Below are 11,589 nucleotides of genomic sequence, written 5' to 3' on the forward strand. Positions count from 1 at the left end.
CTCAGGGTTTTTAATCATTAAGGATTTAAGTGATGGTGTGTATTACAAGATGGGCTCCCCTTGTCAAATTGGTACAAGCGATTTGTTTGGCTTCTGCAATTGCAACGGGTGCAGTGCAAGCACAAACCGGACAGGGTGGCTCACAAGGCAGCTACACAATCGGTGCAGGCGATGAAGTGCGTATTACTGTCTACGGCCAACCCGAATTAACCGCCGATACTCAGGTCAGCGCCAATGGCATGGTGATGGTGCCGCTGATTGGTAACCTGGCGATTGCAGGCAGAACCAGCGCCGATGCCGCCTATCTTATTGCCGACCGCTACCAGCAAGGCAACTTTCTCAAAAACGCACAAGTAAACCTGCTGATCACCAAATACCGCAGTCAGGTGGTTGCCATCCTCGGCAAGGTCAATAATCCCGGCAAACTTGTGCTTGAGGGGCCGACCAGCCTGACGCAAGCACTGGCATGGGCAGGCGGCATAGCGCCAACCGGCAGCGAGCAATTGATCCTCACCCGCACTGCCAAAAATGGCCGCATTGAACGCACCGAGTACGACTTGCAAAAGCTGCTCAATTACGACGCAGACGAAGCCCAAACGGTCTGGCTGCAGGACGGAGATACTATCTATGTACCCAATGCAGGACGTTTTTATCTGAACGGCGAGGTTCACTCCCCCGGCATGTATCCCCTCGACCGTCCCTTAAATGTCATGCAAGCACTAAGTGCGGGCGGCGGCCCCACCACCCGCGCCAGCGCTGGTGACATCAAACTTTTTCGTCAGCAACCCGGTGGCGCAGCAAAAGAAATCCGCGCCAAACCCGATGATGTAGTGATGGATGGCGATGTGCTGTTAGTAAAGGAAAGCTTGTTTTAAATCCGTTCAGGAGCAACAGGAAAATTCAGGAGCCGCAGTATGAATTTGCACTCATTGGTCAGCATCTTATTGGCGCGAAAATGGACTATTACCCTGACCACAATAGCCGCCATTGTGGTCGCCATCGTGGTTGTGCTGATTACCCCCAAATCTTTTACCGCCTCAACCGATTTGCTGGTCGATAGCCGCGGCATGGACCCCGTGAGCGGCGAATACCAGCCAGCGCGAGTAAACAGCGCTTACATCATGACTCAAGCCGATATCATCCGCAGCCGCAGCGTCGCAGCCAAAGTGATCGAGCAACAAAAGCTACACACATCCCCAGCGATGATCAAAGCTGCCGGGCTCAGTGGTGAAGCCGCAGTTGATCAGCGTCGCCTGCTCAGTTTTTTGGGCAGTGGGCTGCTCGTGGTACCCAAACGGGACAGCAGCGTGCTCAGCATTGCGTTTCAAGCGCAAGACCCGCAATTGGCCGCGCAATTGGCCGACGCCTTTGCCGAAGCCTACATCTACACCAATCTGGAGCTGCGCATTGAACCTGCCAAGCAAACCACCCAGTGGTACAACCAACAACTTGCCAGCCTGCGCGTCGAATTGATCGAAAAGCAAAACGCCCTGTCGAGCTACCAAGAAGAGCACAACATCATCGCCTCAACAGACCGATTGGATCTCGAATCCAGCAAGTTGGCTGAGCTTTCGTCGATGCTGATTGCGGTACAAAACGAGCGCCTGAACTCCCAGAGTCGCAGCGATCAGATTAGCAATACCAAGCGAGGTCAACTGGAGACGCGCGCACTGGATAATCCGCAAGTTCAAAAGCTGTCTGCAGATCTTGCACAAGCGCAAGCACGCCTGAGTGAATTAGCGACCCAAGTGGGGGAAAACCATCCGCAATACCGTCAAGCTGCCAGCGATGTAGACTCCCTTAAAAAGCAGATGAACCGGATGCTGGAACTCATTAACGGCAGCTTGCAATCCTCGGTAGAGCTGTCCCAAGTGCGCGAAGATCAACTCAAAAGCGAGCTGGCAACACAAAAAGAACTGGTGCTGCAGCTCAGTCGCAATCGCAATGAACTCGCCCTGTTGAAACAGGAGGCCGACAACGCTCAGGCCGCCTACGACGCCGCCCTAGCACGCACCGCGCAAACCCGTCTGGAGAGCCAGCTAGCCGCCACCGATGTCGCCATCCTCAATAACGCCTTGGTACCCAGCCGCCCCACCAGCCCTAAACCAAAGCTGACACTGTTTCTCGCCATCCTTTTCGGACTCATGGCCGGAATTGCTATTGCGCTGGGGCGCGAATGGCTCGACCCACGAATTCGCTCGCTTGCCGATTTGGAGCAAGGACTTGGCTTACCAGTGCTCGCAGTTATGCCAGGTAATCAAAAAATGCCCTCACTACTGGAGAAATTGTCATGAATGACCTTGCGCAATTGATGACCAGTGCCACCGTTAATGTGCAATCTGGCAGCGTACAAACGACCAGCCCGCAAAAAATAGGCCCCATGCTGGTGGCCAGCGGCAAATTGAAAGCCAAAGATCTCAGCACAATCCTTGCAGAGCAAAAAATTCACGGTCTGCGTTTTGGCGATGCCGCGCTCAAGTTGGGGCTGGTAAGCGAATCTGACATCAAAGCAGTACTGGCGGAACAATTCGCTTACACCACCCCGCCCAGTGCCAACAGCCGCTTGGATAACCGCTTGATCGCCCTGTTCCAACCGGACAGCCAGCACGCTGAAGCCTTGCGCAGCCTGCGCAGTGAGTTGCTGCTGCGCTACTTCAATCACCAATCGCAAACCCTTGCACTGATGGGCTGCGATGAAGCTGAAGCCATCGCCCTCACCAGCGCTAATCTGGCCATCAGTTTTGCGCAGATGGGGATTAAAACCCTGCTAGTGGATTGCAACCTGCGTCAGCCGCAATTGCAGCATCTGTTCAATATCAACCCACAGGCGCCAGGCCTTTCCGACAGCCTTGCAGGGCGCGTAGTAATTACGCCCACCAAAATTGAAGCAGTTAGGGGATTAGAAGTTGTTTGCGCCGGCACCCAAGCCCCCAACCCTCAGGAGCTCTTGGCTAACAAGCAGTTGTTTCAAACTCAATTGAGCAATTTGAGTCGCGGCTTTGATGTAGTCCTGCTCAATACCACGCCACTGGATACCAACAGTGATGCCCAGCTCGTTGCGGTGCAGGCTGGCGCCGTATTACTACTGGCCAAAACCAACCACACTAAAACGCGCCCACTAACCAAAGCCAGTAATCGCTTGCAGGAATTAGGAGTTCGTCTGCTGGGAGTCAGCCTGACACGCTAGTTTTTGATGATGTTTAGCGCCTAGAGGTAAGGATGAACTACTCGCCAAAACCGCAATTCGCCAGCGCGCCAACGGCTTCGCCAGTAGCGCCTGCACCACTGCAAATGGCAGGGGCTCGCCCGTGGCTGAGCGATGAGCGGCTCGCCTGCATAATCATAGTCGCCACCGTCTGCTATCAGGGGGCACTCTGCTTTATCAACAGCACCATCATGCCGCTTAACCGCACTCTGCTGGGTGCGTCTGAAGCCTTAATTCTGTTGATATGCGTCCCATTACTACTGCGCCGCGTATTGCCCGGCGTCCTTATGCTCGGAGCAATTAGTCTGGCCCTTCTCTCCCTGATCTGGCTAATCACCCAGCAGGTAAATATCAAATCCTTCCGCGATCTGGCCATGCCGCTCTGTTACTTCTGGTTGGGCTGCAATATTGGACGAACAGAAACGGCTGATCGTGCATTCAAAATGGCCATTTGGGTAGTGCTGATCATGGGGCTCTTCGAGGCATTGCTGCTCGATTACTACACCCGCTGGTTCGATATTTATAGCTACTACGTCAACATGGGAGCAGTGAATGTTGGTGCCGACATTTTTGTCCGCGAAGATAAATTGATGAGCAATGGCATGCGCCCGGAAGGCATTGGCCGAACCTTGCTACCGCAATTACTTGGCCCCCATCGTGTCTCCTCGGTATTTTTGGAGCCTATCGCTATGGGCAATTTCGCGACCATCAGCGCAGCTTGGGGTTTATGTCGCCCTGCGTCACGTTGGCGCGAAGGCGTTTTCTTCGTTGTTGCCGCCCTGATAATAATGGTGCTGTGCGACTCCCGCTTTGCATTACTAACCATCGCCCTACTCATTCTTATTCGCCTACTGGTACACGGAGCGCTACTCAATCTGTTTGTTCTGATGCCGTTATTGGCCATTATCGGGGTGCTTGTTATCGGAGCCACAGCCACTAATGAAGCTGGGCATATGGTGACGAGCGACGACTTTAAAGGGCGCTTGTCTTTTTCCGGTTGGATGCTGATGGAATTTGATCTGCCCATGCTTCTGGGCATCAAACACACTATTAACTTTTTCGACGCAGGCTATGCCCACACACTCAATACGTTTGGTTTACCGCTGGTACTTGTGCTTTGGCTTAGCTTTTGGCTGTTACCACTCAAAGATCCAAGCGCACAGCGTTTCCGCGCTATGGTGTCGTTTTATATTGCGCTCATCCTCTGCGTGAGCGGCACCTCCTTTTTTGCACTTAAAACCACGGGAGTTCTCTGGTTTCTCGTAGGCTGTAGCCTGCTCTCCCCTGCTGCTGCCCTAGCCTCAACATCATCCCCGCAAATGACTTCGTCATCGCCCCCAAACAACAGGAGCATGAGCCATGCCGATTAATTCTCCGGCCACGTCTGCGCCAAGCCAGCCAGTCAAGGTCGTTCACATTGTGCGCCAATATCTGCCTTCAGTTGGTGGGATGGAAGAAGTGGTGCGCAATATCGCCCGCCATCAAATGCGTCAACCCAATCAGCAGACCCGTATCATCACCCTCAATCGCCTATTCAGGAATTCGGAGCAAACTCTGCCCGCACGTGAAGAGATCGATGGTATAGAGGTGATCCGCTTGGGTTACTTCGGCTCCAGCCGCTACCCCATCTGCCCTGGCGTGCTGAAATACTTGCGCGACAGCGATGTGATTCACGTTCACGGTGTAGATTTCTTCTACGATTTTCTCGCCGCCACTAAATGGCTGCACCGCCGCCCACTGATTCTCTCTACCCACGGCGGCTTCTTTCACACCAGCTTTGCCTCACGCGCCAAGCAGGCTTACTTTCAAAGCATCACCCGACTATCCGGCAACGCCTACAATCAGGTGGTTGCCACCAGCGCAAATGACGGCAATCTATTCAGCCAGATCATGCCGCAGAACAAATTGCAGGTGATCGAAAATGGCGTCGATGTTGAGAAATACGCTCTCGCCAGCGCACCCAGCTTGCAGCCTTGCCTGATTTATTTCGGGCGCTGGTCAAGCAACAAGGGGCTAGTGCCGATGCTGGCCTTTTTCGCTCAGCTCCACGCCTTGCAACCCCAGTGGCGACTCATCATTGCCGGGCGCGAATACGATCACAGCGCAGTAGAACTTCAGCAACAGATCGACAATTACGGTCTCACCCAAGCCGTCACTCTCGCAGCCAACCCCAGCGATGCAGAATTGAAAGGATTGTTGGCACAGGCGAGCTACTTCATCTGCCTGTCACGCCATGAAGGTTTTGGCATAGCGCCGATTGAAGGAATGAGTGCGGGCTTAACTCCTATCCTCAGCGACATTCCTCCGTTCCAACGTTTGGTGGATGAGTCCGGTCTCGGATTTTGCACAGCAGTAGACGCCCCAGCCGGGCAAGTCATCAGCAAACTTTTGCACTTGCACGCCCAAGGTGAAGCGGCCTATCAGGCACGCCGCAAAGACAACCACGCATTCTCCCGACGCTACGCCTGGCCTGCGGTCGCTGATCGCTATTTAGCGCTTTATCACCAACTGCGAGCGGCGAGCTAATGAACAGATTCTTCACATTAATTGTAGTTTTATTACTGGCTCATGGTGTGCAGGCAGGTTGTCTCGATCAACCACGACTCAGAGGCGTCAATCTGGCAGGTGCAGAATTTGGTCACACTACACTGCCGGGCAAAGTCTTTACTGATTACACCTATCCGAGTGAAGCAGAAATTATCTATATCGCCGAACAAGGAGCCAATATTATTCGCTTTCCATTTTTATGGGAGCGAGTCCAAGCAGCGCCCAATGGCGAATTAAACAAAACTGAATTGAACTATTTACGAGTTGCGATTGATCGAGCAAAAGCCAATGGGCTTTGTGTGTTGCTGGATGTGCACAACTACGCGGAATATTACGACAACAAACTGACCGATACTCTTGCAGGCGATGTGGTATTGGAGCAAGCCTTTATTAATTTTTGGATTGCTCTTGCAACCGAGTTTCCTGATGCCGATAACGTAATTCTGGGCTTGATGAACGAACCCGCCCACATCTCAATTGCCGAGTGGGCAGCCATTGCAAAGCGCACAGTACTGGCACTGCGTGAAGCCAAAGTAGACCACATGATTTTTGTCGCTGGCGGCGGCTGGAGTGGACTGCACGATTGGTTTGCGGGAGCAGAAGCCAGCAACGCAAGTCACTTTCAGGATTTAACAGACCCACTCAAGCGCACGGTAATTGAAGTACATCAATATACCAATGAAAATTATTCCGGTATGCACGAATCAATCACGAGTACCGATTGTCGTCCAGCAGATGAATTCAATAGTAAATTTGAACGTATTCGCCAATGGGCACTGGAACATGAGCAGCAATTGTTTCTCGGGGAGTTTGGCGTACCACAAAGCAACAACTGTTTGGAAACACTCACCCGTTTTGTAGAACTAATGGATGCCGATGGCTGGCGCGGATGGACATACTGGGCATCAGGAAGCTGGTGGGGAAATTATGCACTGGCATTAAACGGCCCCAGCAAACCAGATGTTCCGCAATGGCCAATTTTGAAAGCGCATTTCTTTCGCAATCAAAATAATCAAACAAGTGAAAATCAAAATTTCTCCAGCGCATCAACATTGCAAGCTCCCAATGCCACAAGTCACTAACCATATTTAGCAAAATGAGGGTGCAGTAAATGGACAGCGTGAACATAAACAAAAATGATCAGGCTCTACTTATGATCGGCGGCTTTCCAGTGTTGCGCACTACCGCAGCTCCTCTTGTTCATTTGTTACAAAAAAAAATGCACCAGCAACAACAGACACTTTTTTTTGCTAACACCAATTTTGTTGTGCAATGCCAATCACTAAAAACACAGATGACAATGGCTGACACCATCATTGTGAACGATGGCATAGGTATGGATATCGCCAGCCAATTAGTCCATGGCCAACGTTTTATTGAAAATTTAAATGGAACTGACTTTACCCCCTATTTATTACAACAGATGGGTGAAAATGCGAAAGTATTTTTGTTGGGAGCAAAACCGGGAATTGCACAACGTGCCGCAGCCTGCCTCAGCAGCCAATACGATGTAAATATAGTCGGTGTGCGCAATGGCTACGATGAAGCAAAAAATACTGCTGAGCTAATTGAAAACATCAACCAAAGCAACGCCACTGTCATTCTGGTCGCAATGGGAAACCCCTATCAAGAGCAATGGATATTGCAAAATCGCCACAAACTAAACGCGCAGTTGCTAATGGGGGTCGGCGCACTATTTGATTTTTTAGCCGGCGATAAAGCGCGCGCACCCAAATTGGTACAGCGGCTACGAATGGAATGGTTTTACCGTTTATGCCTTGAACCTACGCGGCTGCTGCGGCGCTATACCATCGACATTGTACAATTTTTAGTGCTGTGTTTACGCATGGGTGATCGCACTGAATCGATCAAACAACCCAATGGATGACGCCTATCGACTGTGATAGTAACTAACTTAAAAAACAGAGGCGGCACCACCAATATTATGAGCATGCAAAAACGATTAGGATCAAGCGCAGCGTGGATGAGTTTATCTGCCAGCAGCATGAGCATTGTCAGCTTTATTGTTTTTATTATTATCTCTCGCCTGTTATCACCCGATGAAATTGGCTTGGTTGTATTTTCGCTGCTGATTGTTGAAACAGGAAAAATATTAATCAATGGTGGTCTATCAATCAGCATAGTGCAACGCAAAGACTGGGGAGATGATTACGCATCGACCTGCTTTTATCTTTCATTATTGTACGGCATATTTATTACCGGACTCGTACTCTTACTTGGTGTGCCGCTAACCAAAACACTCTACGCCCCTGCCGCAGCATCCATATTACAAGTTTTATCTATAATATTTATGCTGGAAGCTATTAAAGTAATACCTGATGGAAAGCTGCGACGCGAAATGCAATTTAAAACTATAGCGATACGCTCGATTAGCTCCAGTATTATTTCCAGTGTGATTGGTGTCTATTTGGCGCTCAAAGGCTATGGCGTTTGGGCGCTGGTAGCACAACAACTATGCAGCCAAACGATTGTGACCCTATTAACACTAATAGGCGCACACTGGCGACCACAAAAATATTTTTCATCTATTCGGGCACGCGAAGCGCTTCGTCTTTCTAGCCCCATGGTACTCGCACAAACTATAAATACATTATGTGTATCCCTCGTTGAGTTTATGGTAGGCATCATCCTTGGACCAATTGCATTGGGAATTTATCGAGTGGCAGGAAGAGCACTCTTTGTGATGCAGGAAATTATTATCCGCCCTCTTGAACAAACTACTATTCCGGTTTTGGCAAGAATGGAAACCCAGTTCGCGAAAGCACAAGCCACATTACGAATTCTGCGCCTGAACTGTTTTGTGATATTGCCAGTATTTTTTGGAACTGCTGCTATAGCTGAGGATTTTATTGCATTGGTTTTTGGCGAAAAATGGCACAGTAGTGGCGAGCTCATGAGTTGGTTGGCATTAGGTTCAGCGCCACTGGCGATACGCATGCAAGTTAACGCCACGCTCACCGCCGAGAGCAAATCCCACTGGGTGCTAATCAATATGCTCTGCACATTATTTATTACCCTCCTTACAGGCTATCTATTAATACCCTATGGAATAATTTACGCCGCCATCGCTTATGTTGTTATCAATTACATCAGTGGAATAGTTAGCCTATTACTGTTTCAACATATATTTCGTTGCGGGCTTGTAAATATTTTCAACGTGCTATGGCCGAGCCATCTCACCGCAGGAATTATGTTCGGCATCTGCCTATTAGTAAAAAATACGCTGCCTGAAACATTACCAACTATTTTAAGCATCATAATCATCGGCATAACAGGGGCTATTAGTTACGTTCTATTAGGCGCTTTAATTTTCCGCAACGAAACACGCAATTTTTTACAAGAATGTATGGGGCTTTTACCAAAAGGCCTATCACCTTTATTGCAACGAATTCAATTTTTGATGCGATTCAACTAACCCAACAAAGAAGAGCAAAGGTATGAAGCAAATAGCTCGTCATTTGTATCGAAAAATACGCGCGCAGGTATTACAGCGCATCATTCCCAAAAGCAATGCACCCTTACCATCACAACCCCAATTACGTATTGAAGTAATTGGATTTTTTCACAGCATCTCCGGCATTGCAGAATCAGCAAGATTGTGTGTGCAACAATTAGAGGAGGATGGCTATCAGGTTAATTGCACCAGTGTGGAAACGTTTTTTCGAAAGCCGACTGAGTGTGAATGGTCATGGAATAACACAATACCCAAAGAAGAAATCAACTGTCGCATCTACCACTTAAATCCCCCCATGTTGCCTCCAGTGATATTACAGATGGGTGCAGAGCAATTTAAACGCACATTCAATATCGGTTATTGGGCTTGGGAATTGGAGGCCATACCTGCTGAATGGATAAAAGCAACTGCCTATATGAATGCAATAATGACACCGTCAAAATTCACCACCGACACTATTAAACGCTACACTGACGAGCCAGTACTGACAGTGACTCACCCGGTTGCACCTGAAGAACCAAGCAGGGATATTCGCACACGATTAAACATCCCCGAAGATGCATTTATGGTCACTAACATTTTTAGTTTTGGAAGTGCGATGGAACGTAAAAATCCTATGGGATTAATATCGGCATTCAAGAAAGCTTTTACGAGTACCGATAATGCCTTTCTAGTACTCAAGTCAAACTCAGGGAATGATAGCGAAGAGAAAAAGTTACTACTGGCGTCGATTGACGGGTTCCCCAATATTATTTTGATTGACTCTCACTGGAGCAAAAAAGATATTTTGGGATTAATCTCAAGCGCGGATATCTACGCTTCCCTTCATCGCTCGGAGGGGTTTGGTCTCACCATTGCGGAAGCATTGCTACTAAATACACCACCACTTGCAACAGCATGGTCTGGCAATATGGATTTTTGCACTGAAGACAATAGTTTTATGGTTGACTATATCCCCATTCCTGTTAATTCAAGCCACCCTGAGTTTCAAGAATTCAAAGATGCGACATGGGCAGACGCAAGCGTCCAAACAGCAGCAGACCATTTAAAATCGGCCTATGACAACAGAATGAAACTAACGAATAAAAAGAAGTACTGCAGAATACAGATGCAAGAAATTATAGACACACAAAAATACGAACATGCACTTACGCAGTTGTGCAATAGCTATCGTCACTAGACGATAGCTATATTCACTGGATTTTTAACTCACCAACTTCATATAAGCACTTTTATTAAAATCTACCGTTACCGGCTCCAGCGCTACTAATTGGTTAATAACTTTATCAACATCAAATGATGTGCAAACCCGATCCTCAGCACCAATACCTTCAAAATATGAAGACAGTTTTTTATCCCAAGCCAGACCAATTACAGGAACACCAATAGATGTTGCAACAATGCAAGCATGCAGTCTGTAAGCAATAATTTTTTCACAACGGCATATTATCTTTACCAAATCTTCAGGAACCAAAGGGCGCTCAGCAAAGATTGCTCTATCCATATCAAAAATTTTCTCCTTGATATCATTTAATACAGATTCATCTTCTGGTGAGCCATTTGTAAAGTACAGAGGTGTAAAACCCAAATCCAACAGCCGTTTCCCTAAAGCTACATAATCAGCTACTGACAACACCACTTTTGTGTGATTCCCTGGAGTATCATTTACCACCAAGCCTGATGCCATCACACCAACACCAACAACTCCTCTGGTTGAGTCAACCGAAGGAAAACAAAAATAGGTTTCACGAGTGAAGTTTCCAGGGTCTGGCACAACAGATACAGTACCGCCAAAAATGCTACTCCAATATTTTTTCGATAATTCATCTCTTACTGAGACGTAATGAAGATAAGGATTATCTTTAAATATATCGAGGAACAATTTCCGTCCCATAGCCGAAAAATGCTCCGGATTAGACACACCGACTGCATGCAAATAAATCGGTTTTTTTAATTCAACTGCTAACTTGATAATGGCGTGCAATCGAAGAGGAAAATATAGCTCAGCATCTGAAATTAAGTGTCCGCCACCAATAACCAAACGATCACATTTTTTAATCTCTTCCCGCCAACGAGGGATAATATCTCGCTTTAGCAATGTATAGGTTACTCTTTGGCGCAACCGATCTGATAACCATACGGGCAAGAATTTCACAACCGAACTAAATGTCTTTTTCAAGGTGGACGGCGCTTTTATACCAGTATCACCGTATTCATTTCTTCCTCCTAAATCGAACGTCGATATTGTGCTTTCGCTCGCAAGAGAGGAAAGCAAATACTCCGTTGTTTCAGCGACTATTCCATCACCTACGTTATTACTAAACTTTACATTGAAAACGGCAATATTCATTCAACACCTCAG

At 48.1% G+C, this 11,589-nt stretch carries 10 protein-coding genes; 9 read left to right on the forward strand and 1 reads right to left on the reverse strand.

Going from position 1 to position 11,589, the window contains the following annotated elements; all coding sequences use genetic code 11:
• Positions 1-86: 86 nt before the first annotated feature.
• The 9 genes from SPL68_RS10775 to SPL68_RS10815 all read left to right on the forward strand — a co-directional run bounded on the left by SPL68_RS10775 (position 87) and on the right by SPL68_RS10815 (position 10,407).
• Positions 87-875, forward strand: coding sequence for a polysaccharide biosynthesis/export family protein (locus SPL68_RS10775; protein WP_323815144.1), 789 nt, complete (start codon positions 87-89; stop codon positions 873-875).
• Between the two features lie 39 nt (positions 876-914).
• Positions 915-2,294 (forward strand): Wzz/FepE/Etk N-terminal domain-containing protein, encoded by a 1,380-nt coding sequence (locus SPL68_RS10780; protein ID WP_323815145.1) that lies wholly within the window; start codon positions 915-917, stop codon positions 2,292-2,294.
• Positions 2,291-3,187 (forward strand): CpsD/CapB family tyrosine-protein kinase, encoded by an 897-nt coding sequence (locus SPL68_RS10785; RefSeq protein ID WP_323815146.1) that lies wholly within the window; start codon positions 2,291-2,293, stop codon positions 3,185-3,187. The genes SPL68_RS10780 and SPL68_RS10785 overlap by 4 nt, the downstream gene beginning before the upstream one ends.
• A gap of 32 nt (positions 3,188-3,219) precedes the next feature.
• Positions 3,220-4,575 (forward strand): polysaccharide biosynthesis protein GumE, encoded by a 1,356-nt coding sequence (locus SPL68_RS10790; protein WP_323815147.1) that lies wholly within the window; start codon positions 3,220-3,222, stop codon positions 4,573-4,575.
• On the forward strand, positions 4,565-5,731 hold the full coding sequence (locus SPL68_RS10795; protein ID WP_323815148.1) for a glycosyltransferase family 4 protein: 1,167 nt from the start codon (positions 4,565-4,567) through the stop codon (positions 5,729-5,731). The genes SPL68_RS10790 and SPL68_RS10795 overlap by 11 nt, the downstream gene beginning before the upstream one ends.
• On the forward strand, positions 5,731-6,834 hold the full coding sequence (locus SPL68_RS10800; protein WP_323815149.1) for a glycoside hydrolase family 5 protein: 1,104 nt from the start codon (positions 5,731-5,733) through the stop codon (positions 6,832-6,834). The genes SPL68_RS10795 and SPL68_RS10800 overlap by 1 nt, the downstream gene beginning before the upstream one ends.
• Positions 6,835-7,052: 218 nt before the next feature.
• Positions 7,053-7,640, forward strand: a complete 588-nt coding sequence (locus SPL68_RS10805) for a WecB/TagA/CpsF family glycosyltransferase (RefSeq protein WP_323815150.1) — start codon at positions 7,053-7,055, stop codon at positions 7,638-7,640.
• A 57-nt stretch (positions 7,641-7,697) separates the two neighbouring features.
• Complete coding sequence (locus SPL68_RS10810) at positions 7,698-9,188, forward strand: oligosaccharide flippase family protein (RefSeq protein WP_323815151.1); 1,491 nt, start codon at positions 7,698-7,700, stop codon at positions 9,186-9,188.
• A gap of 22 nt (positions 9,189-9,210) precedes the next feature.
• Positions 9,211-10,407 (forward strand): glycosyltransferase family 4 protein, encoded by a 1,197-nt coding sequence (locus SPL68_RS10815; RefSeq protein ID WP_323815152.1) that lies wholly within the window; start codon positions 9,211-9,213, stop codon positions 10,405-10,407.
• Positions 10,408-10,431: 24 nt separating this feature from the next.
• Here the strand turns inward: SPL68_RS10815 and SPL68_RS10820 are convergent, their stop codons facing one another.
• The gene (locus SPL68_RS10820) at positions 10,432-11,577 is read right to left on the reverse strand and encodes a polysaccharide pyruvyl transferase family protein (RefSeq protein ID WP_323815153.1); all 1,146 of its coding nucleotides are present in this window, start codon (positions 11,575-11,577) and stop codon (positions 10,432-10,434) included.
• Between the last annotated feature and the right edge of the window lie 12 nt (positions 11,578-11,589).

Origin of the sequence: Cellvibrio chitinivorans (assembly GCF_035117775.1) — a bacterium.
Lineage (GTDB): Bacteria > Pseudomonadota > Gammaproteobacteria > Pseudomonadales > Cellvibrionaceae > Cellvibrio > Cellvibrio chitinivorans.

Excerpts from the sequence above, each read along its gene's own strand:
- SPL68_RS10780 (WP_323815145.1), top strand. The coding sequence starts at position 915 with ATGAATTTGCACTCATTGGTCAGCATCTTATTGGCGCGAAAATGGACT.
- SPL68_RS10785 (WP_323815146.1), top strand. The coding sequence starts at position 2,291 with ATGAATGACCTTGCGCAATTGATGACCAGTGCCACCGTTAATGTGCAA.
- SPL68_RS10790 (WP_323815147.1), top strand. The coding sequence starts at position 3,220 with ATGAACTACTCGCCAAAACCGCAATTCGCCAGCGCGCCAACGGCTTCG.
- SPL68_RS10795 (WP_323815148.1), top strand. The coding sequence starts at position 4,565 with ATGCCGATTAATTCTCCGGCCACGTCTGCGCCAAGCCAGCCAGTCAAG.
- SPL68_RS10800 (WP_323815149.1), top strand. The coding sequence starts at position 5,731 with ATGAACAGATTCTTCACATTAATTGTAGTTTTATTACTGGCTCATGGT.
- SPL68_RS10805 (WP_323815150.1), top strand. The coding sequence starts at position 7,053 with ATGGCTGACACCATCATTGTGAACGATGGCATAGGTATGGATATCGCC.
- SPL68_RS10810 (WP_323815151.1), top strand. The coding sequence starts at position 7,698 with ATGAGCATGCAAAAACGATTAGGATCAAGCGCAGCGTGGATGAGTTTA.
- SPL68_RS10815 (WP_323815152.1), top strand. The coding sequence starts at position 9,211 with ATGAAGCAAATAGCTCGTCATTTGTATCGAAAAATACGCGCGCAGGTA.
- SPL68_RS10820 (WP_323815153.1), bottom strand. The coding sequence starts at position 11,577 with ATGAATATTGCCGTTTTCAATGTAAAGTTTAGTAATAACGTAGGTGAT.